The sequence below is a fragment of the Kitasatospora sp. NPDC092286 genome (assembly GCF_044755565.1).
In the GTDB taxonomy this organism is placed as follows: domain Bacteria; phylum Actinomycetota; class Actinomycetes; order Streptomycetales; family Streptomycetaceae; genus Kitasatospora.
Window position 1 is genome coordinate 1 of sequence record NZ_JBIVRD010000063.1, and the last position, 21,582, is coordinate 21,582.

Genomic DNA, 21,582 nt, shown 5'->3' on the forward strand with positions numbered 1-21,582 from the left:
CGGGCCGTGTCCCGGGACGCGATCGAAGGACCCCGGGAGCCCTCCTTCGATCGGCAGGCCGGGGTGGCCGACGGGCCTTCCAAACCGGGCCCGGGGTGTCCGACCGGCGGTGAGCGAGAGGGGGCGCGCCGTGATCGCAGCCGTGGTCGGGGCGGTGCTGGCCGGCCTGCTGGTGGCACCGGCGCTGCGGGGCCTGGTGGTGCGGTACGCCGTGCCCGAGGGCGAACCGTGGTGCACCGCTTGCCCGTTGTGCGGGCGGACGCTGCGCGGGCTGCCGCCGACCGGGCGGTGTCCGGGCTGCCGGGAGCGGCTCGGGCCCGGTGCCTGGCGGGTGGAACTGGTCGCGGTGGCGGTCGCCGCCGCGGTGGCGGTCGCCACGGACGGGCCGCAGGGAGTGGCGCTGGTCTGGGCGGCCGGGCTCGGCGTGGTGCTCGCCTTCGTCGACGCCCGGGTGCGCCGGCTGCCGTACCCGCTGACGCTGGCGCTGGCCGCCGGGGTCGCCGGGCTGCTGGTGGCGGCCGCGCTGACGGACGGCCGTCCGGGGGTGCTGCTCCGCTGTCTGCTGGTGGCGCTGGCCGCCGCCGCGCTGTTCGAACTCCCGGTCTGGTTCGGCCTGATGGGCGGCGGCGACTCCCCGCTGGCGTTCGCGCTCGGTGCCCTGCTCGGCTGGTACGGCTGGGGCGCGGCCTTCACCGCGCTGTTCGCGGCCGTGCTGTCGGCCGGGCTCTGGGGCCTCGGCCGGGCCGCCGCCGCGCTGGCGCGCCGTCGGCCGGTCCGCGGGATCGAACTGCCGATGGGCCCGTTCCTGCTGCTCGGTACGGTGGTCGCGGTCTCCCTGCGGTAACGGCCCGCGGCAACGGCGAACGGGGCCCGCCGTACCGGTCAGGTACGACGGGCCCCGCCGTCGGCGCGCAGGCCCCACCCTCAAGGAGCGGCGCGCCGGGGGGAGTTACGGCATCTTGTGGACGAACGGGCCGACCGTGTTGGAGAAGGCGTTCCCGTTGTTGGCGTCCCAGTTGGTGGACCAGGTCATCGCGCCCCGGATGGTCGGCCACTTGGCCGGCGGGACGAAGCTGCCGCAGTTGTTGCCGGTGGCCAGGCAGTCCAGCGCGTTGTTCACCACGGTCGGCGAGACGTAGCCGCCGCCGGCCGCCTTGGTGGAGGCGGGGACGCCGATGCCGACCTGGTCGGGCCGCAGGCCGCCCTGGATCTGGGTGCAGACCTGCGAGGTGATGAAGTCGATGGTGCCCTGGTTGTAGACCTTGCCGTCGCAGCCGTTCATGCCGCCCGAGTTGTAGTACTGGGTGTTGACGACGGTCAGGATGTCCTTGGTGTTCAGCGCCAGCTGGAAGTAGGCGCCGGCGGTGCTGTACATCCCGATGGTCTCGGGGGCCATCGTCAGGACGAAGTTCGGGCCGACCTTGGCCTGCAGGCTGTGCAGCGCGTTGCCGAGCTGGGTCGGGTTGATGGCGTTCTCGAGGTCGACGTCGATGCCGTCGAAGCCGTAGTCCTTGATGACGGCGTACGCGCTGTCGACGAACGCGGCGGCGGCGGTCGGGTCGTTGACGACGATCGTGCCGTCCTGGCCGCCGATCGAGAGGATGACCTTCTTGCCGGCCGCCTGCTTGGCCTTGAGGTCGGCCCGGAACTGGGCGTCGGTGTAGCCGCCGAGGGCCTTGGACAGGCCCGGGTCCAGGGTGAAGCTGATCGCGCCGGCCCTGGTCGGCACGGCGTTGGCGAAGGAGACCGCGATGATGTCGTACGCGCTCTGGACGTCGGCGAGCTTCTGGACGGTCGAGTTGTTGTCGAAGTTCTGCCAGTAGCCGGTGACGGCGTGCTTGGGCAGGCCGGTGACCGGCGGGTTGGTGCTGGTCGCGGTCGCCGTGGGGGTCGGCGTCGCGGTCTGGGTCGGGGTGGCGGTGGCCGTCGGCGTCGCGGTCTGGGTCGGCGAGGCGGTGGCGGTCGGCGTCTGGGTGGGGGTGGCCGTCGCGGTCGGGCTCGGCGAGGAGGTGCCGCCCGGGCCGCTCAGGGTGATGTCGTCCGCGAAGTAGGCGCTCTGGCCGTACCAGCCGTGCACGTAGAGCGTGATGCTGCTGGCGCTCGCGCCGGTGGTGAAGGTGGTGGAGAGCTGGTTCCAGCTGTTCTGGTTGGACCAGACGCTCGGGTCGGTGCCGCCGGTGCCGCGCGCGCCGAGGTAGACGTACGGGCCCTGGACCCAGCCGCTCAGGGTGTAGCTGGTGTTGGGCAGCACGCTGATGGTCTGCGTGCACTCGGCCGTGTCGCCGGCGCCGGGGGTGGCCTGCAGCGCTCCGGTGCCGGAGTGGACCGGGGTGGTGACGACGCCCGCGTTGCCGGTACAGCTCCAGCCGGCCAGGCTGCCGGATTCGAAGCCGCCGTTGGTGACCAGGTTGCCGACGGCCGCGTTGGCGCCGCCGGCGAAGAGGGCGAGGCCGCTGCCGGCGAGGGCGAGGGCGGTGGCTCCGGCCGCGAGGGCCGGGAGCGTGCTGCGGCGCTTGTGCGCAGGCTGGTTCAGCGTACGGGCCATGGGGGTGACGCTCCTGGGAGAGGAGGGGCGGCCGCCGCGGTGGGGGGCGCGGCGGCCGCGTGTGGGGGAGGGGAGGTCCGCAGTACTGCTTCTGGTAGGGCGGGGTTCAGCAGTTCGTTCCGCCCTGGGTCAAAAGCTGGACTAGACCATTGGGGGTCGTCAAGCATTGAACCGTCGGCTTACGGATTCCTTAAGGAACCGGAGACCGTTCCGTATCCGGAGCAGCGCGGAGGCCCCGGAGTGTCCGGGCGCGCCTTCCGGCCACAGCCGCCACACCTGTCGCGACAGACTTCGTACAGGACCGTGACCCGACCGCTACCTGCGGCTTTCCCGCCCGACTCCGGGCGGGAGTAGGCTGCGCCAGGGGTTGTGACGGACCCCCGGGAATGAGTACGGAGGGGCCGAAAATCATGGGTCTGCGCGATGTCGTCGAACGTACGCCGGGGCTGCGCACCCTGTTGGACGGTATGTACGGCCTCTACGGCCGCCGGGTCGAGGTCCACCTCGCCCGCACCCCCCACCACATCGGGGTGATCCTCGACGGCAACCGCCGCTGGGCGAAGGCCACCGGTGGCTCCACCGCCTACGGCCACCAGCGCGGCGCCGACAAGATCAGCGAGTTCCTCGGCTGGTGCGACGAGACCCACGTCAAGGTCGTCACGCTGTGGATGCTCTCCACCGACAACCTCTCCCGGCCCGCCGACGAGCTCGTCCCGCTGCTCGGGATCATCGAGGACGCCGTCACCGGCCTGGCCGGCGCCCGCCGCTGGCGGGTCAACCCGGTCGGTGCGCTGGACCTGCTCCCGCAGCACACCGCGGACGTGCTCAAGCGCGCCGCCGAGGAGACCGCCGGGATCGAGGGCATCACCGTCAACGTCGCCGTCGGGTACGGCGGCCGGCACGAGATCGCCGACGCCGTCCGCTCGCTGCTCCAGGAGCACGCCGGGCGCGGCACCTCGATCGAGGAACTGGCCGAAATCCTCGACGTCGAGCACATCGCCGAGCACCTGTACACCAAGGGCCAGCCCGATCCGGACCTGGTCATCCGCACCTCGGGCGAGCAGCGGCTGTCCGGCTTCCTGCTCTGGCAGAGCGCGCACAGCGAGTTCTACTTCTGCGAGGCGTACTGGCCGGCCTTCCGCAAGGTGGACTTCCTGCGGGCGCTGCGCGCCTTCGAACAGCGCAACCGGCGAATGGGGCTCTGACCTCGGGCCCGTAGGCCTGGCCTACCCGGAGTCCGCGCGAGGCCAAACGTTCACCGGCAATGATCCGTCAGTTCGCCGGGGGCGCGAATGCACCGTCCCTCGCCTGGGAATACTCCAGTCAGACCGGCCCCGAGGCCACCGGGGCAGCGGGGGCCGGCTTGCCGCGGATGACGCAGGGTCATCCGCTCTGGAGGCCTAGTGGTCAGTTCCAAGAGCCGCCGGACGCCAGACCGGCGCACGTACGTTCTCGACACCAGCGTGCTCCTCGCGGACCCTCTCGCGATGACCCGCTTCGAGGAGCACGAGGTCGTCCTGCCGGTGGTCGTGGTCACCGAGCTGGAGGCCAAGCGGCACCATCCGGAGCTGGGCTACTTCGCCCGTCAGGCGCTGCGGCTGCTCGACGACTACCGGATCCGCTTCGGCCGGCTGGACGAGCCGATCCCGGTCGGCGAGCTGGGCGGCACCATCCGGGTCGAGCTCAACCACTCCGACCTGTCGATACTGCCGGTCGGCTACCGCGCCGGCGGCGAGGCGGACACCCGGATCCTGGCGGTGGCCCGCAACCTCCAGGCCGAGGGGTACGACGTCACGGTCGTCTCCAAGGACCTGCCGCTGCGGATCAAGGCCAGCTCGGTGGGCCTGCTCGCCGAGGAGTACCGGGCCGAGCTGGCGATCACCTCCGGCTGGACGGGCATGTCCGAACTGCATGTCGCGGCGGACGAGGTGGACGCGCTGTTCGCGGCCGGCCACGACGCCGCGGTGGACATCGAGGGCGCCGCCGAACTGCCCGTCCACACCGGACTGGTGCTCAGCTCCGAGCGCGGCCGGGCGCTGGGCCGGGTGACCGGTGACGGCCGGGTCCGGCTGGTGCGCGGAGAGCGTGAGGCCTTCGGACTGCGCGGGCGCAGCGCCGAGCAGCGGGTCGCGCTGGACCTGCTGCTCGACCCGGAGGTCGGCATCGTCTCGATGGGCGGCCGGGCCGGCACCGGGAAGTCCGCGCTGGCGCTGTGCGCAGGCCTGGAGGCGGTGCTGGAGCGGCGGCAGCACCGCAAGGTGATGGTCTTCCGGCCGCTGTACGCGGTCGGCGGCCAGGAGCTCGGCTATCTGCCGGGCTCCGAGACGGAGAAGATGAGCCCCTGGGCGCAGGCGGTCTTCGACACCCTCTCCGCCGTCACCACCCCGGACGTGATCGAGGAGGTCATCTCCCGGGGGATGCTGGAGGTCCTGCCGCTGACGCACATCCGGGGGCGCTCGCTGCACGACGCCTTCGTGATCGTGGACGAGGCGCAGTCGCTGGAGCGCAACGTCCTGCTGACGGTGCTGTCCCGGATCGGCCAGGGCTCGCGGGTGGTGCTCACCCACGACGTGGCGCAGCGGGACAACCTCAGGGTGGGCCGGTACGACGGGGTGGTGGCGGTGGTGGAGAAGCTGAAGGGGCATCCGCTGTTCGCGCACATCACGCTGACGCGCTCGGAGCGTTCGCCGATCGCGGCGCTGGTCACGGAGATGCTGGAGGACATCAACCCGTGAGCCGGGGGGCTGTTCCGGCCTGACCGCCCCATTCGGTCATAGTCGGACAATATGGTCAATTCTGGGCATGGGGCCCGCTCCCGACGGGGCGGGCCCCCGCCCTTTTCATCACATCGAGTGCTTTCTGTCCGAAGAACTCCGGTGTGGTGAATGTGAGATGCGCCACGCAACAGGGAATTGCGTCGACGCGGCCCGGTGCGGCATGGTGAGGGTTCTGTCAGGCCCCGCGTACGGCGTGACAGGGCTTCCGGAGTCTCGGGAGTCCGACCCGGACAGTCCGCCAACTCTGTTGAGTGGACGCACAATTGAACACCGACTAGCCGTACGCCGCCCGATCGCAACGCCCGGTCGCCTCACCTCGGCCGGACGCCGGGTCAGTACCTCCCGTGACCAGCACCGTACGGAGGGCAGCGCCAAGGGGCAGGTTGCGCCCGCACGGTCACGCGTGGGCGATGCTGGAAGGAAACCATGTGACTCGGATCTCGGTCCGGGGAGTTGCTGTGGCCTCCGCCACCGCCGTCACCGCTGTCGGTGCCGTCGTGGGTGTGGCCTCGGGCAGCGAGGGCAAGACGACGCAGACGGTCGATGTCGCCGGCGCGACCCTGCTTGCCGAAGTCCCCTCTGGCGCCCAGGCGCAGACCATCAGTGACAACATCGGCCAGCAGGCGACCGCCCAGCAGGCCTCGGCCGACGCCGCCGCCAAGGAGGCCGCCGAGAAGAAGGCGGCCGAGGAGGCCGCGCGTCAGCAGGCCGCCGCCGATGCCCAGGCGAAGGCCGACGCGCAGGCCAAGGCCGACGCGGAGAAGGCCGAAGCGGAGAAGGCCGCCAAGGCGGCCGAGGAGAAGCGCAAGGCCGACGAGGCCGCCGCCAACCGCTCCAAGGCCCGCTCGTCGATGTCCGCCACCGACACCTCGGCTCCGCCGGTCTCGGCCAGCCCCGGCTCGGTGCAGGCGCTCGCCCAGCAGATCGTCGGCAACGACGCGCAGTTCCAGTGCTTCAGCCAGATCGTGAAGCGCGAGAGCGGCTGGAACTACACCGCCACCAACAAGAGCTCCGGCGCCTACGGCCTGGTCCAGGCGCTGCCCGGCTCCAAGATGGCCTCGGCGGGCGCCGACTGGCGCACCAACCCGGCGACGCAGATCCAGTGGGGCCTGAGCTACATGAACAGCCGCTACGGCAGCCCCTGTGGCGCCTGGTCGTTCTGGCAGTCGCACCACTGGTACTAGGAACCACCGGCACCGGCCACCACCGGAGCCGCCGAACGGCCCCCGACCGCTCTCCGGTCGGGGGCCGTTCCGCTTGGGACGAGCGGGCCGCGCCGCCCGGGCCGCGCTGACCAGTGCGCTCGCGGGCGGTGCGGCCCTGGGTGCGGACGCGGGGCGCGGGAAGGGGTCCTGGTTGCTCCCCGCACCGGCCGGTCCGCCGACAGATGGCTCCGGGCCCCGCTCGGGCTCCTCCCCGCTGCCCCCTGCCTGAAACCACCTGTTTCCGATGGTTCGCCCTGATTCGGGCGCCGTGCTCGGGGGCGGTCCGGGACCGGACCGGGCCGGCCGATCGCCGTCGGGGGCGGAGAACCGCCCGGCCCGCCGGACTCACGGCCCGCCGGGCGGGTAGCGTCATCCCCGACGGCCGTGGCAGGACCCACGGCGTACCGCCGGGTACGGCGGCCCGGCGGGGAGTGGTGGTAGCAGGGATGGCGCGGGGCGGGAAGGCCTTCAAGGTCGTGGCCAAGGGCGTGGCCGTGGTGGCCAGTGCGGCCGCCGTGATCGAGCGGCGCCGACGGGCCGCGATGGCGGCCGAATTCGCCGGGGCACCGGTCACCGGGACCGGGACCGAGATCGAGTCCGGGGCCGGGGTCGAGGCCGCGGCGATCGCCGCGGTGGCGGGACCGCTTCCGGCGCCGCGGGCGGAGACCGCCCCCGTGCCGCCGGCCCTGCCCGGGACGGCCGGGGAGCCCGCGCCCGCACCGGTTCCGGGGCCGGCCCCGCACGCGGCGTTCGGACGGGAGCCGCACCTCGGGCGGCCCGCCACCCCCGCCGAGGCCGTGCCGTGGGGTCTGCGGGTGGCCGCCGAGTCGACCTGGCGGCTGCTGCTGCTCGGCGCCGCGCTCTACGTCGTCTTCATGGTCGTCGACATGCTGCGGCTGGTCGCCTTCGCGGTGCTGGCCTCGCTGCTGATCTCCGCGCTGCTGGAGCCCACCGTCTCCTGGCTGCGCCGGCACGGCGTACCGCGCTCGCTGGCCGCCGGCGGGGTGTTCATGAGCGGTCTGGCCGGGATAGGGCTGGTCGGCTGGTTCGTGGTCTGGCAGGTGACCACCAACCTGTCGACGGTCACCACCAAGGTCCAGGCCGGTGTCGACCAGCTGCGGGACTGGCTGATCACCGGCCCGCTGCACCTGACCCAGCAGCAGATCACCGACTTCGCCAACCAGATCACCAAGGCGATCAGCACCAACACCGAGCAGATCACCTCGGCCAGCCTGACCGGCGCGCAGATCGCCGTCGAGGTGCTGACCGCCGTGCTGCTGGCGTTCTTCACCACCTTCTTCTTCCTCTACGACGGCGAGCGGATCTGGAACTGGGCGCTGCGCGGGCTGCCCCGGCACTCCCGCTACGCGATGGCCGGGGCCGGGCCGAAGGCCTGGGCGACGCTCACCGCGTATGTGCGCGGCACCGTCTGCGTGGCCTTCATCGACGCCGTCTGCATCGGGATCGGCATCGAGCTGCTGGGGGTGCCGATGGCGCTGCCGCTGGCCGTGATCATCTTCCTGGGTGCCTTCGTCCCGCTGGTCGGCGCGCTGGTCACCGGCACCGTCGCGGTCCTGATCGCGCTGGTCACCGAGGGGCCGTTCACCGCCCTGATGGTGCTGGTGGTGCTGGTCGCCGTCCAGCAGATCGAGGGGCATGTGCTCCAGCCGCTGATCCTCGGCCGGGCCGTCCGGGTCCACCCGCTGGGCGTGGTACTGGGCGTCGCCGCCGGCAGCATCATCGGCGGTATCGGCGGTGCGATCGTCGCGGTGCCGCTGATCGCGGTCACCAACACCGTGGTCACCCATCTGCGCCGCCGCAACGAGGCCGGTCAGGCCGTCTTCACCGCGCTGGAGGCCGCCCGCGAGGCCGCCGGGCGCACCGCCGCGACGGCGCCGCAGACCCCGGCGCCCTGAGGGGGCCGCGGATTCCCGGCCGGGGCCGGAGCGGGTGTCAGAGCGGCATCAGGGCCCAGCCGAAGGCCGAGGCCATGCCGCCGAGCAGGGCGGCGCCGCCGGTCAGGGCCGTTTTCATCGCTCCGGCCCACTGCCGGGCCGGGGCGGTGAGCGCCATCGCCGTCCACGCCAGGGCGGCGCCGATGGCCGGGCCGAGCAGCGGGGGCAGGAACACGGTGGCGGCCCGCCGGAGCCCGTCGGTGTCGTCGGCCCAGGCCGTCGCCATCACCCCGCCGATCGCCGCCCAGCCCGCGACGGCGATCGCCACCAGTCCCCAGCTGATGAACGCGAGGGTCGGCCACAGCGACTCCGCCTCCGGCCGGCCGGCGTCGGTCATGGCGCTCTCCCCCAGGGTTGATCTTCTCTGTCCCGGACGCCCGCGCCGCCGGAGCGGTTCCGGTGCGAACGCGCGCGGGCCCCGCCGGACGGAAGGTCCGGCGGGGCCCGCGTGGTGCGGCGCCAGGTGTCAGGCGTCGACGTCGGCCAGCGCGGCCTCGGAGTCGAGGACTCCCGCGACGGCCTGGAGCACGGCGGCGATCTTCATCGAGGCCTGGACGACCTCGCGCTCGACGCCCGCCTTGCGGAGCACGGCCTCGTGCGAGTCGAGGCACTGGCCGCAGCCGTTGATGGCGGAGACCGCGAAGCACCAGAGCTCGAAGTCGACCTTCTCGACGCCCGGAGTGCCGATGATGTTCATCCGCAGACCGGCCCGCATGCTGCTGTACTCCTTGTCGGAGAGCAGGTGCAGCGTCCGGTAGTAGACGTTGTTCATCCCCATGATCGCGGCCGCGCCCTTGGCGGCGTTGTACGCCTCCGGGGAGAGGTTGGCCTTGGCCTCGGGCTCCAGCGCACGCAGCACCGCGGGGCTGCGGGTGGCCATCGCGCAGGAGAGCACGGTGCCCCAGAGCTGCTGGGCGGGGAGGTCGGAGTTGCCGATGACCGCGCTCAGGTTGAGCTTGAGGTCCTTGGCGTAGTCCGGGAGGGCGGACTTCAGGTCGTCGAGGGTCATGGGTCAGCCCGCCAGCAGGGCCTGGGCGTCGAGGGTGTCCTCGCCCTTGGTCCAGTTGCACGGGCACAGCTCGTCGGTCTGCAGGGCGTCCAGCACCCGCAGGACCTCCTTGGGGTTACGGCCGACGGAGCCGGCGGTCACCATGACGAACTGGATCTCGTTGTTCGGGTCGACGATGAACACCGCGCGCTGGGCGGTGCCGTCGGCGGCCTCGACGCCACAGGCGCGCATCACGTCGTGCTTGACGTCGGCCAGCATCGGGAACGGCAGGTCGCGCAGGTCCTTGTGGTCCTTGCGCCAGGCGTGGTGGACGAACTCGGAGTCGCCGGAGATGCCGAGGATCTGGGCGTCGCGGTCGGCGAACTCCTCGTTCAGCTTGCCGAACGCGGCGATCTCGGTCGGGCAGACGAAGGTGAAGTCCATCGGCCAGAAGAAGACGATCTTCCACTTGCCCTCGTAGGACTTGTGGTTGATCTCGGCGAAGGCGTTCGCGGCGTCCAGGTCGACACAGGCGTTGAGTTCGAACTCGGGGAACTTGTCACCGATCGTGAGCACGTTCGCTTCTCCTGAAGGTGAGACTGAGGGGAGTTTTGTCCGGATTGCGGAACGCCCTCCACGATTCCACATCGTGGACTGATCAGGGAAATAGCTAGACTCGTTGTGTCTGATCGGAGAGAGCTATCAATACCCCGCCGCCCCCCGCTGGGACCAGGCCCCGCAAGGGCGCCTCGCGCAAACCCGACGCGACTGTGTCGAGCGCCACAGTCCGCAGCCCCCGCACACCCACGGTCGCCCAGCTCAGGGCGTTCGTCGCGGTGGCCGAGCACCGGCACTTCCGGGAGGCGGCGGCCGCCACCGGGACCAGCCAGCCGGCTCTGTCGGGGGCGGTCGCGGCGCTGGAGGAGTCGCTCGGCGCGCAGTTGGTCGAGCGTACGACGCGCAAGGTCATTGTCACCCCGCTGGGGGAGCGTGTGGTCGAACACGCGCGCCGGGTGCTGGCCTCCGTGCAGGCCCTCACCGAGGAGGTCGAGGCCGCCCGCCGCCCGTTCACCGGCCCGCTGCACCTCGGGGTGATCCCGACCGTCGCCCCCTATCTGCTGCCGACCGTGCTGCGGCTGGTCCGCGACCGCTACCCGGAGCTGGAGCTGCACGTCCACGAGGAGCGCACGCCCTCGCTGCTGGAGGGGCTGGCCGCCGGGCGGCTGGACGTGCTGCTGCTCGCGCTCCCGGCCGGCGGGGCCTCGCCCACCCGGGACGTCCCGCTGTTCGACGAGGACTTCGTGCTGGTCACCCCGCCCGGGCATTCGCTCGCCGGGCGGATCGACGTTCCGCGCGACGTGCTGCTCGACCTGGAGGTGCTGCTGCTGGAGGAGGGGCACTGCCTGCGCGACCAGGCGCTCGACATCTGCCGTGAGGTCGGCGCCGATCCCGGCGGCTCCACCACCCGGGCGGCCGGGCTCTCCACCCTGGTCCAGCTGGTCGCCGGGGGGCTCGGGGTCACCCTGCTGCCGGCCACCGCCCTGGACGTCGAGGCGGGCCGCACCGACCGGCTGGCCGCCGTCCGCTTCGCCGCCCCCGCGCCGGGCCGTCGGATCGGGCTCGCCACCCGGCCGGGCTCCGCCCGCAGCGGCGAGTACGACCGCTTCGCCGCCTCGCTGCGCGAGGTGCTGGTGGAACTGCCGGTCCGGATCGTCCAGTAGCCGCGGCGGCCGGTGGCAGGCCGGCCGGTGGTGGTCAGGCGGGCGGTGGTCAGGCGGGCGGTGGTCAGGCGGGCGGTGCGGCGCAGAGGTCGACCGTGGTGGCGACCAGCAGGTCCAGCGCCCGGACCGCCTCCGCTTCGGCCGCCGGGCCGGCGTCCCTGAGCACCAGATAGCGCCCGCAGAGGCCGTCGAAGCCGGCCAGGAAGTGGACGGCGATGTCGTGCGCGGGCCGCGCCAGCGGCTGGCCGTGCGCTTCGGCGAGCGCGGTGATGATGCCCGCCGCCGTCCGCTCCATCTCGTCCTGGAGTCCGCGCATGATGTCCTGCAGACCGGGGTCGCGCATCGCCAGCGTCTCCAGCTCGGCGAGCAGGATGCACCGCCCCGGCTCCCCGGTGGTGCTGGCCCAGAGCGCGTGCACCAGCGCCCGCACCTGCTCCCCGAACGGCCCCTCGCCCGGGGCCGCGGCGCGCACCTGGCCGATGAAGTCGGCCATCAGCTGCTCCACCACGGCCCGGTACAGGTCCTTCTTGGTGCCGAAGGTGTAGTGCACCGTCGCCTGCGCCACGCCCAGCTCGGCCGCGATCGCCCGGGTGCTGCCGGCGGGGACGCCCTCGCGGGCCATGAGGTCGATGGCCGCCTGGACGAGCTGCGGACGCCTTTCGGCGGCGGGGACGTGAGCCATTGGGACAGGGTAGCGCTCTGGTCGATTGACGTGGTCGAACGACGTGACCCATCGACTCGGTCGAGCGGCTCTGTCGAACGACTTTGTCAGATGACAAACTTGCCCCTACGGTAGTGGGCGACCTGTTCGGGCACTCGGCTGCCCGACCGACCTGACCGAGGGCTCACTCATGGCCACGTATCTGTACCGCCTTGGCCGCTACTGCTTCCGCCGACGGCGGGCCGTGCTCGCCGTCTGGCTCGCCGTGCTGATCGCGGTCGGCGGCGCCGCCGGGGCGTTCGCGGGCAAGACCAGCGACGAGTTCAAAGTGCCCGGCACCGAGGCCCAGAGCACGCTGGACCGGATCAAGGACACCTTCCCGGCCCAGGGCCACGGCTCCGCGCAGGTGGTCTTCGCCGCCGCCGGGCCGGGCGGCATCGCCGCTCCCGAGGCGGGCCGGGCCGTCACCGAGGCGGTCGGCCGGATAGCCGGCGTGCCCGGCGTCGCGGCCGTGCCCGACCCGTATGCCACCGGGGCGGTCTCACCGGACGGCAGGGCCGCGATCGCCCTGGTCTCCTTCGACCGCAAGCTCGCGGACATCACCGACGAGCAGCGCGACGCGGTGAAGGCGGCCGCCGAGCCGGCCCGGGCCGCCGGGCTGACGGTCGCCTTCGGCGGCGACGCGTACAACCGGATGGCACAGGTCGAGGGCGGCGAGGCGGTCGGCCTCGCGGTCGCCGGGGTGGTCCTGGTGCTCACGCTGGGCTCCCTGGTCGCCGCCGGGCTGCCGCTGCTGACGGCCTTCGTCGGGGTCGGCGTGGCGATGGCCGCGCTGCTGGCCCTCTCCGGTTCGTTCGAGATCATCACCACCGCGCCGGTGCTGGCCCTGATGGTCGGCCTGGCGGTCGGCATCGACTACGCCCTGTTCATCGTCTCCCGGCACCGCCGGCACCTCGCCGAGGGCCTGGAGCCGGACGAGGCCGCCGCGCGGGCCAACGCGACGGCGGGCAGCGCGGTGGTCTTCGCCGGGCTGACGGTCGTCGTCGCGCTCGCCGGGCTCGCCGTCGCGGACGTTCCGTTCCTCACCGTGATGGGCCTGGCCGCGTCCGGCGCGGTGGTGGTGGCGGTGCTGGTGGCGATCACCCTGCTGCCCGCGCTGCTCGGCTTCGCCGGGCGGGCCGTCGACCGGCTGCCGGTCCGCCGGCGGGCGCCGCGGGCCGAACCGGGCCGGCCGCCGATGGGTGAGCGCTGGGCCCGGTTCGTGGTGCGCCGGCCGCTGCCCGTCCTGCTCGCCGGGCTGGCCGCGCTGGTCACCCTCGCGGTGCCGGCGGCGAGCCTCACCCTCGGCCTGCCGGGCGGCGGCTCGCAGGCCGCCGGAACGGACGCCCGCAAGGCGTACGACCTGATCGGCGAGAGCTTCGGGCCCGGCTTCAACGCTCCGCTGGTGGTGGTCGTGGACGCCCAGGGCGCGCCGCGGCCGGAGCAGGCGGTGCAGGACGTCGCGGAGAAGCTGGGCACGCTCAAGGGGGTGCGGACGCTGCTGCCCCCGACCGTCGACCCGGTGAGCCGGACGGCGCTGCTGACCGTCATCCCGGAGACCGGCCCGGACCACGCGGACACCAAGGCGCTGGTCTCCGGGATCCGGGACCAGCGCGACGGACTGCGGGCCGCGACCGGCGCGCGGATCGACGTCACCGGCACCACGGCAGCCAACATCGACGTCTCCACCAAGCTCGGGCAGGCGCTGCCGCCGTTCGTCGCGGTGATCGTCGGCATCGCGATGGTCCTGCTGGCGCTGGCGTTCCGGTCGATCCTGGTGCCGCTCAAGGCGGTGGCCGGGTTCCTGCTCAGCATCACGGCGTCGCTCGGCGCGGTCGTCGCCGTCTACCAGTGGGGCTGGCTGGACGGTGTGATCGACGTGCCGAAGGTCGGGCCGGTGGTGAGCTTCGTGCCGATCCTGCTGATCGGGGTGCTGTTCGGGCTGGCGATGGACTACGAGCTGTTCCTGGTCTCCGGGATGAAGGAGCACCATGTGCACGGCATGGCGCCCAGGGACGCGGTGGTCGCCGGGGTGCGGGGCGGCGCGCGGGTGGTCACCGCGGCGGCGCTGATCATGGTGGCGGTCTTCGGCAGCTTCGTCTTCGGCCACGACCCGATCGTCCAGCCGATCGGCTTCGCGCTCGCGACCGGCGTGCTGGTGGACGCCTTCGTGGTGCGGATGGCCCTGGTGCCGGCCGCGATGGCGCTGTTCGGCCGGGCGGCGTGGTGGTTCCCGAAGAGCCTGGAGAAGGTGGTGCCGAGGGTCGACATGGAGGGCGAGCAGCTGATGGCCCACCTGGAGGAGCGGCCCGGGCCGGTGAAGGTGGCCGAGCCGGTCTGACCCGTTCCGGGCCGGCCCGGGGACGCCCGGTGGTCCGCGGGGACCACCGGGCGTCCGCCGGTCACGGCAGCCGCTGCTCGAACCAGACCACCTTGCCGGTGCCGAGCCGGGTGGCGCCCCAGCGCTCGGCGCACCGGGCCACTATCTGCAGCCCGCGCCCGCGTTCGTCCTCCGGGCCGATGCGGCGCGGCCGGGGCAGCAGCGGGCTGTCGTCGCCGACCTCGCAGCGCAGCCGGGTGGTGCGGACCAGGCTCAGGGTGACCGGGCGGGTGGCGTGCTGCACCGCGTTGGTCACCAGCTCGCTGACCATCAGCTCGGTCGCCTCGCAGAGCTCGTCGAGGCCCCAGCGGCGCAGCGTGTGGGCGGCCAGCCGACGGGCCCGCCCCGGGGTCTCGTTGCGCGGTTGCAGGTACCAGTGCGCGACGTCCCCGGCCGGGATGCCCTCGAAGCAGGCGGCGAGCAGCGCGATGTCGTCGCCCCGGTCGCCCGGCGGCAGGATGCGCAGCGCCTCCTGGCAGAGCTGCTCGGGGGTGTGCCGCTGCGCGCTGGCGAGGCGGGCGCGCAGCAGTTCCAGCCCGTCGCTGATCGGGCGGCTGCGGGTCTCCACCAGGCCGTCGGTGAAGAGCAGCAGGGAGGAGCCGGGCGGCGCGGGCAGTTCGACGGAGGCGAAGTCGACGCCGCCGACCCCGATCGGCGCCCCGGCGTCCAGCTCCAGCAACTCGGCCGTCCCGTCCGGCTGGACGAGCACCGGCGGTACGTGCCCGGCGTTGGCGAGCACCACCCGGTTGGCGATCGGGTCGTAGACCGCGTACACGCAGGTGGCCAGGTGCTGTTCCCGGCCGAGCCGCTGGGCCTGCTCGTCGAGGTGGTACAGCACCTCGTGCGGCGGCAGGTCGAGCGCGGCCAAGGTCTGGGCGCTGGTGCGGAGTTGGCCCATGATGGCGGCCGAGGTGAGCGAGTGGCCCATCACGTCGCCGACGATCAGCGCCACCCGGTTGCCGGGCAGCGGGACGGCGTCGTACCAGTCGCCGCCGACCTGGGCGCCGCGCTCGCCGGGCAGGTAGCGCTGGGCGAGGCGGACACCGTGCGGCTGGGGGAGGCGCAACGGCAGCATGCTGCGCTGGAGTTCGTTGGCTATCTCCCACTCGCGGGCGTACCGCAGGGCGGTGTCGATCGCCAGGCCCGCCTGGGTGGCGAGGTGGGCGGCGGTGGCGGTGTCGGTGGCGTCGAAGGTGGGGCGGCCGGTCTTCTCGGACGGCCGGCGGATCAGCACCAGCATCCCCAGGACGGCCTTGCGGCCGCGCAGCGGCAGGGCGAGGACGGAGGTGCCCGGGCCGAGCCGGGCCAGTCCGCGGGCGCCGTACAGCTCGCGCAGCAGCCCGGCGGTCCGTTCGGCGCCGGGGGTGCCGAGTACGGCGGGCTCGGCCGGGCGGCGGCTCAGCAGGGCGTGCGCGAGCGCTCCGCCCCGGGTGACCGGGGTGGCGGGCCCGGTGTCGGCGGTGGAGCGCGAGCCGTACCGGGTGGCGTAGCGGGAGTTGCGGTGGTCGGCCCCGCCGCTGGGGCGGCCGCGGCGGCCGAGCCGGGTGCCGTGGCTGTGGTGGATCCGCAGCTCGTCCGGGAAGCCGGGCTCGCGCTCGACGTTGGGCAGCGGGTCGCGCAGGTGCACCACGGCGGCGTCGGCCAGGGCCGGGACCAGGACCCGGCAGATGTTGCGCAGGGTGGCGGCGAGGTCGAGCGCGCTGTTGATCCGCCGGGTGGCGGAGTCGAGGTAGGAGAGCCGTTCGGCGACCTGTCCGGGGTCGTCGCCCGTCCGGCCGTCCGCGGTGTCCGGCGGGCGGCGCCGGTTCGGGACGGCAGGAGGCTGTCCGGCCTCGGGTTTGAGCTGGTCGCGCACGGCTGCCTGTCCTGGGGATCGGTGGGGAGTACTGGCTCTTCTGGTCTGGCGGGTGGTCAGCCGACGCGTCGACAGCACAGGAACAGTTGCTCCTCCGGCGGCAGCGAGGTACTGGCCGGTGCGTAGGAATGCCCCGACCGCTCCTCGACGGCGAACCCGGACTCCACCAGTACCCGTTCCAGATCCTCCCTCAGATACCCGCTGATCCGCAGCTCCCGGCCGAGGAACGGGAGGGGAACGTGATCCAGATCCGCCTCGACCATGCCGAGCGCCAGCAGCCCGCCGGGCCGCAGCAGTTCGCGGAGCCGGGCGAGCACGGTGGGGATCTCGTCCTGGGGGAGGAGGATCAGGGAGAAGAACGCGGTGACGGCGGCGAAGGTGCCCCGGCCGCGCGGCCCGAGTTCGGGGACGTTCCAGGCGCGGTCGGCCCGTTCGGTGGCCAGGTCGTACAGGTCGATGCGGTGGAAGGCGGGCGGGTGCGGGCCGCCGTGGCCGGCCTGCCGGGCCAGCGTGAGCATAACGTCCGAAAGGTCTATACCGGTGACGTGCGCACCGCCCGCGACCAGCTGCCGGACGGTCGGATCACCGGCGCCGCAGCCGACGTCGAGGACGGCGGCACCCGGTTCGAGCGCGGCCAGCAGCCGGTGGCCGCAGGCGAGCTGTCCGTCCTTGGCGGGGAACGCCTCGGCGTAGCCGGTGCCGATGGTGTCGAAGGCGACCGCCTGCAGGGCGCGAGCGGCCCGGCGGCGCAGCACGTCGGGCTCGTCGTCACCCGCGTCCTCGTCGACGGGGAACGGGTCGGATATCTGTCCGGTCGTCACGATTGAGAGGCACCCTTCCACCCTGGCCTCCGGTCGGCTGTACGAGGCCGGGCCGCCGTCCTCCCGGCGCCCGCGCTGCCCCGCCGGCCAGCTGCCGGTGGCGGTACGTCACGCTCCCCGCGTCACTCTGACTGCACTCTGACACTTTGCACAGAGACACTCTGCACCGTGGGAGCGCCTGCGCGCTGCCGTTTCCGGATGCTCCGCCGGACAGGTGCACTCGTGTGTGTACTGGCATCTGAGAATATGCGTGATCACTCCACCATAGGGTCCCTTTCCAGCCAACTCGTCGCGGTTGGGGTGGTGTGGCCCGGGTTGCGGAAGCACGACGGTGCGGGCCGAGGTGGTGCGGGCCGGGACCGCACGCCGCATGGCGCGTTCGAGCCGCGCCGCTGACCTGCGCCGCCGACCTGCGAGCGGGCGGTCCGGCGGGCCGACGACCCGGCGTTTATCGAACGTCAATCGGTCCGGTGCAGAGTGGAACCAGCGCCGGGGAAGCGTTGAGGGTGCTCCCGCAGCCGGGGGGCTGCGGGGGCACCGAACGCATCGGGGGAGACCTCCACGGGGGGATGTCGGGGGACGTCGGAGGTCTACGGCGCGGGGGGACAGAGGGGCTCGGTGTGCTGCTGGGAGATGAGGTCCGCCACGGGGGAGGCCTCTGGCACACCGAGCCGTATGAAGATCGCGTGGGCCTCCTGGAGGCACGCGAGTCCGCGCGCCGGTTGGGCGAGGCCGAGCAGCGCCTCGCCCAGCGCGGCGTTGGCCAGGCCCTGGCAGTAGGCGCCGTCGATCTCCTGGGCGATCGCCAGCGACTCGCCCGCCGCCTCGGCCGCCTCGGCGGTCTGCCGGCTCGCCAGCAGGCTCACCGCGAGCCGGGCGAGCGCGTAGCCCTCGCGGAGCCGGTTCTGCTGGGTCTGGTAGAGCTGGTGGGCCTCGCGCAGGTGCGCGACCGCCTCGGCCGGCGAACCGGTCGAGGACAGCACCACGCCGAGCTGGTAGAGGGTGTCCGCGAGGCAGGGCCCGTTCGCGGAACGCCGGGCGGTGACGGCCGCCTCCTCCACCGAACGGACCGCGGACTCGCTCTGCCCCGCGTTGAGCTGGGCGCGGGCGATGTTCCCGAGCAGCCGGGCCTCGCCGATGGGGAACCCGATGACCCGGCTGATCGCCAGGGCCTGTTCGAAGAACGGCAGGGCCTCGGCGGCGCGGTCGGAGACGCTCAGCACGATCCCGAGAATGTTGGCGACCATCGAGCGCAGCACGGTGATGTCGTCCGTGCCCTGAAGGTCCAGGCTGGCCCGCAGCGAGCGCTCGGCGCCCTGGAAGTTGTTGGCGAAGTACTCCAGCGTCCCGAGGGCGAAATGGACCCGGGCGAGGGCCTGGGTGTCCCCGTGCGCCTGCGCGTTGGACTCGGCGGTCTCCAGCAGCCGGCGCGTGCGGGGACCGTGCGTCGGGTCCTCGACGATGCTGTTGAGCGCGATCAGCAGATCGAGAGCGGGCCGCAGCAGGGCGGACGGCCCGTTGACCGCGGCCTCCACCGTGCTCAGCAGCATGCCGACCTCGGTCCGCAGCCACTGCTGTGCCGCCGCCCCGGTCGCCAGGGCGAGCCCGGGCGTCTTCAGCCCGTCGAGCGGTTCGGGCAGCTGGTCGTCGGGCTCGATGGCCTGCGCGGCGTTGCGCATGGTCGGCAGCACGTGCTCCAGCAGCCGGAGAACGGCGCGCTCCTGCTCGGCGGAGTCCGCCAGCTTCTCGTTCTTGCGCTGGGCGTACAGCCGCAGCAGGTCGTGGTAGCGGTAGCGGCCGGGTGTGAAGCACTCCAGCATGTTCGCCTCGACCAGCGACTCCGCCAGCGTCTCGGCGTACGCCTGTTCCTCCCCGAGCAGCGCCGCCACCGCGTCGAGCGGAAGGTCGGGCGAGTCCACCAGGGAGAGCAGACGGAACGCGCGGGCCTCGTCGGGCCGGAGCTGGCCGTAGCCGAGGCCGATGGTGGTCTCCACCGCGAGGTTGCCCAGCTGCAGCTCGTCGAGCCGCCGCCGTTGGTCCGCTAACCGCCGGGCCAGATCGGAGACGCTCCAGCGAGGCCGGCTGGCCAGCCGCGCCGCGGCGATCCGCACCGCGAGCGGCAGGAAACCGCAGGAGGAGACCACGGCCAGGGCCGCGTCGGGTTCGGCGGCGACCCGCTGCTCACCCACGATGGTGGAGAAGAGCGCCAGGGCCTCCTCGGGAGTCATCTCCTCGACGTCGACCAGGTGGGCGCCGGGAATTCCGGCCAGCCGGGACCGGCTGGTGGCGAGCACCGCGCACCCGGACACGCCGGGGATCAGTGGCATCAGCTGGTCGGCGTCCTGGGCGTTGTCCAGCAGGATCAGCATGCGGCGCTTGGCCAGGAGGGAGCGGTAGAGGGCCGCCCGCTGCTCCAGCGAGTCGGGCAGTTCGGTGGCGCCCAGCGAGTGCAGGAAGTCGCCGAGTACGACGGCGGGGTCGGCGGGGGACGCGCCCGCGCCGCGCAGATCGACGTAGAGCTGGCCGTCCGGGTACTCGGAGCGCACGCTGTGCGCGACATGCACGGCCAGGGTGGTCTTCCCGACGCCGCCGATGCCGGCCAGCGAGGTCACCACGACCGCCTGGCCGGTGCCGTTGCGCAGGGTTGCCCGCAGTTCCGCGACCAGTGCGGTCCGGCCGCTGAAGTCGGAGACGTCGGCGGGCAGTTGGGCCGGCGCCGGGGAGACCGCGGAGCCGTCGTCCCGGCTCCGGCTGTGCGGTCGCGCGGGCGGGTCCGGGGTCAGGGCCTGATCTCCCGCGAGGATGCGCGCGTGCATGGTGGACAGGCCGGCTCCGGGCTCGACCCCGAGCTCGTCGATCAGGAGCTTCCGGGTGTCCGTGTAGACGCCGAGCGCCTCGGCCTGCCGGCCGCAGCGGTAGAGCGCGAGCATCAGGAGTTCGCGCAGCCGTTCCCGGAGCGGGTGTTCGGCGGTGAGCGAGCTCAGCTCGGAGACGACCTCGGTGTGCTGACCGATCTCCAGCGCGGCGGCGCAGCACTCCTCCCACACCGAGACATGGCGCTCGGCGAGGCGGCTCCGCTGTGTCTCGGCGTGCGGCCCCGGCACTCCGGCCAGGGCCCGGCCGCTCCACAGCCCGAGTGCCGACACCAGCAGCCGGTGGGCCTCGAACAGGTCGCCGTCGGCCCTGGCCGCGGTGGCCTGCGCGACGGTGGTCTCGAAGACCGTGAGATCGAGTGCTTCCGAGGAAGTCCGCAGGGCGTATCCGTCGCTCACCGAAATGAGGATCTCGGCCGGTGCGCGAACCTCGCGATGCGGTTCGATCACCGCCCGGAGGCGGGAGACGTAGGTGCGCAGTGCGGCGATGGCCTGCGGCGGGGGGCGATCACCCCAGAGGCCGTCGACGAGATCCTGGGTGGCGACCGGGCGGCCCTGCTGGAGCAGGAGCGAGGTGAGCACCGCCTGCTGCTGCGGAGAGCCCAGCGCGAGCGACTCCGGGCCGCGCCACGCCTGCACCGGACCGAGCACCTGGAAGCGCAGCGTCGAACTGTGCGGCGTTTCCTGAGGCTCCATGAATTCCCCCGATGACCTGTGGCGGTGCCCTGCACGTACAGGGCGTTCGGCGGTCCCGCTGCGGTCGCATCAGCTTAGGCGGACAGCTGCAAACGCTGGAGATCAGCATCAGCGTTGCGATGTTTATAGGACATTTAACGGTTCCTACGATACTGTCCGGGCGCCTGGGTCGAACCGGTCGGGCGCACGCAGATCCCGATGACCTGAAAGGCAGCCAGCCATGGCCGAGATTGAGCCCACCAGCGCCACGACCCCGTCGGCCGATGCGGACACCCCCGAGGCCGCGGCGAAGACGGCTGCCGAGGGCATCGCCGAGGCTGCGGCCGATGTGGCCGGGTACACGGCCCCCGCCGACGAGAAGCACGAGGAGCCGCAGGAGCTCTTCGGCGGCGAGGCCGTCGAGCCCGAGCACGTCGAGGCCAAGCCGGGCGAGACCGTCCCGCTCGGTGCGATCAACGCTCACCCGTAGCCGCCCGCAAGGCCATCCGCCCCGTACCTCGGCGCTCCTGAGGTGCGGGGCGTTCGTCGTTCCCGGCCCGCCGGGTCAGGCCACCCGGCCCTCGTTGAGGCGGGAGTCCCGGTTGCGGGCCGCCAGGCGGGCGCTGAGCCTGGCCCGGCTCTCGGCGGCGGGATCGGGGTCCGCCCCGGTCTGGGCCGTCTGCGGTTCCTGGGCCGTCCGTGGTTCCGGGACCGCCTCCGGTGCCGGGCCGACGCGGTCGGGGCGGGTGGTCCACTCGCGGCCGCCGCCCAGGGGCCGCAGGTAGTGCTCCCCGCCGATGGTGTCCATGTAGATGCCGGTGCGTCCGGTCCTGCCGTCCAGGACGAGTTCACCCGCACGCGGCCGGTAGGCCGCGGCGTCGCGCTTTCGGGTGCTCACCGCGCTGCTCCTTGCTCTGGTGCGGGCGCGGCGATGGGTTCGCCGGCCCTGGTCGCTGTCGGTGCGTGTTCTGCTCGGCGACTACCCAGCATCTCTAGAGAAGCTAATATCTCTAGAGATGTCAACGGTCTTATCGGTTTACCGACGGCCGCGGGCGCGCCTAGGGTTTTCGCGAAGGAGAGGAACAGG

General features: G+C 72.9%; 17 protein-coding genes. 8 read left to right on the forward strand and 9 right to left on the reverse strand.

Going from position 1 to position 21,582, the window contains the following annotated elements:
• Nucleotides 1-130: 130 nt before the first annotated feature.
• On the forward strand, nt 131-844 hold the full coding sequence (locus tag ACIQIB_RS36975) for a prepilin peptidase (protein WP_400763488.1): 714 nt from the start codon (nt 131-133) through the stop codon (nt 842-844).
• 105 nt (nt 845-949) lie between these two features.
• Here the strand turns inward: ACIQIB_RS36975 and ACIQIB_RS36980 are convergent, their stop codons facing one another.
• Nucleotides 950-2,545, reverse strand: coding sequence for a carbohydrate binding domain-containing protein (locus tag ACIQIB_RS36980; RefSeq protein WP_363607428.1), 1,596 nt, complete (start codon nt 2,543-2,545; stop codon nt 950-952).
• 410 nt (nt 2,546-2,955) lie between these two features.
• Here ACIQIB_RS36980 and ACIQIB_RS36985 point away from each other — a divergent pair, with 410 nt between their 5' ends.
• From ACIQIB_RS36985 to ACIQIB_RS37000, 4 genes are all read left to right on the forward strand, one after another.
• Nucleotides 2,956-3,750, forward strand: a complete 795-nt coding sequence (locus tag ACIQIB_RS36985) for an isoprenyl transferase (protein WP_363607429.1) — start codon at nt 2,956-2,958, stop codon at nt 3,748-3,750.
• Between the two features lie 198 nt (nt 3,751-3,948).
• Entirely contained in the window at nt 3,949-5,280 is a 1,332-nt protein-coding gene (locus ACIQIB_RS36990; protein ID WP_400763490.1) for a PhoH family protein, read from the forward strand.
• Between the two features lie 452 nt (nt 5,281-5,732).
• Nucleotides 5,733-6,506: a transglycosylase SLT domain-containing protein gene (locus tag ACIQIB_RS36995; protein WP_400659162.1), complete on the forward strand. Its 774-nt coding sequence runs from the start codon at nt 5,733-5,735 to the stop codon at nt 6,504-6,506.
• Nucleotides 6,507-6,973: 467 nt separating this feature from the next.
• Entirely contained in the window at nt 6,974-8,443 is a 1,470-nt protein-coding gene (locus ACIQIB_RS37000; RefSeq protein ID WP_400763493.1) for an AI-2E family transporter, read from the forward strand.
• Between the two features lie 37 nt (nt 8,444-8,480).
• On the opposite strand, the gene ACIQIB_RS37005 is transcribed toward ACIQIB_RS37000, so the two are convergent.
• From ACIQIB_RS37005 to ACIQIB_RS37015, 3 genes are all read right to left on the reverse strand, one after another.
• Nucleotides 8,481-8,819: a hypothetical protein gene (locus ACIQIB_RS37005; protein WP_363607433.1), complete on the reverse strand. Its 339-nt coding sequence runs from the start codon at nt 8,817-8,819 to the stop codon at nt 8,481-8,483.
• A 129-nt stretch (nt 8,820-8,948) separates the two neighbouring features.
• Nucleotides 8,949-9,491, reverse strand: a complete 543-nt coding sequence (locus ACIQIB_RS37010; protein WP_400763495.1) for an alkyl hydroperoxide reductase — start codon at nt 9,489-9,491, stop codon at nt 8,949-8,951.
• 3 nt (nt 9,492-9,494) lie between these two features.
• Nucleotides 9,495-10,046, reverse strand: a complete 552-nt coding sequence (locus ACIQIB_RS37015) for a peroxiredoxin (RefSeq protein WP_363607435.1) — start codon at nt 10,044-10,046, stop codon at nt 9,495-9,497.
• A gap of 194 nt (nt 10,047-10,240) precedes the next feature.
• Here ACIQIB_RS37015 and ACIQIB_RS37020 point away from each other — a divergent pair, with 194 nt between their 5' ends.
• Nucleotides 10,241-11,191, forward strand: coding sequence for a LysR substrate-binding domain-containing protein (locus ACIQIB_RS37020; RefSeq protein WP_363607436.1), 951 nt, complete (start codon nt 10,241-10,243; stop codon nt 11,189-11,191).
• Between the two features lie 64 nt (nt 11,192-11,255).
• On the opposite strand, the gene ACIQIB_RS37025 is transcribed toward ACIQIB_RS37020, so the two are convergent.
• Nucleotides 11,256-11,873, reverse strand: a complete 618-nt coding sequence (locus tag ACIQIB_RS37025; RefSeq protein ID WP_400659158.1) for a TetR/AcrR family transcriptional regulator — start codon at nt 11,871-11,873, stop codon at nt 11,256-11,258.
• A gap of 169 nt (nt 11,874-12,042) precedes the next feature.
• Here ACIQIB_RS37025 and ACIQIB_RS37030 point away from each other — a divergent pair, with 169 nt between their 5' ends.
• On the forward strand, nt 12,043-14,232 hold the full coding sequence (locus ACIQIB_RS37030; protein ID WP_400763497.1) for an MMPL family transporter: 2,190 nt from the start codon (nt 12,043-12,045) through the stop codon (nt 14,230-14,232).
• A 61-nt stretch (nt 14,233-14,293) separates the two neighbouring features.
• On the opposite strand, the gene ACIQIB_RS37035 is transcribed toward ACIQIB_RS37030, so the two are convergent.
• The 3 genes from ACIQIB_RS37035 to ACIQIB_RS37045 form a co-directional block, all read right to left on the reverse strand.
• A complete protein-coding gene (locus ACIQIB_RS37035) occupies nt 14,294-16,126 on the reverse strand; it encodes a SpoIIE family protein phosphatase (protein WP_400659153.1) in 1,833 nt (610 codons plus the stop codon).
• A 56-nt stretch (nt 16,127-16,182) separates the two neighbouring features.
• On the reverse strand, nt 16,183-16,947 hold the full coding sequence (locus ACIQIB_RS37040) for a class I SAM-dependent methyltransferase (protein WP_400659151.1): 765 nt from the start codon (nt 16,945-16,947) through the stop codon (nt 16,183-16,185).
• A gap of 590 nt (nt 16,948-17,537) precedes the next feature.
• The gene (locus tag ACIQIB_RS37045; RefSeq protein ID WP_400659149.1) at nt 17,538-20,516 is read right to left on the reverse strand and encodes an AfsR/SARP family transcriptional regulator; all 2,979 of its coding nucleotides are present in this window, start codon (nt 20,514-20,516) and stop codon (nt 17,538-17,540) included.
• Nucleotides 20,517-20,736: 220 nt separating this feature from the next.
• Here ACIQIB_RS37045 and ACIQIB_RS37050 point away from each other — a divergent pair, with 220 nt between their 5' ends.
• Entirely contained in the window at nt 20,737-20,985 is a 249-nt protein-coding gene (locus tag ACIQIB_RS37050; protein WP_400763500.1) for a hypothetical protein, read from the forward strand.
• A gap of 75 nt (nt 20,986-21,060) precedes the next feature.
• Here the strand turns inward: ACIQIB_RS37050 and ACIQIB_RS37055 are convergent, their stop codons facing one another.
• Complete coding sequence (locus ACIQIB_RS37055) at nt 21,061-21,393, reverse strand: hypothetical protein (RefSeq protein ID WP_363607443.1); 333 nt, start codon at nt 21,391-21,393, stop codon at nt 21,061-21,063.
• Between the last annotated feature and the right edge of the window lie 189 nt (nt 21,394-21,582).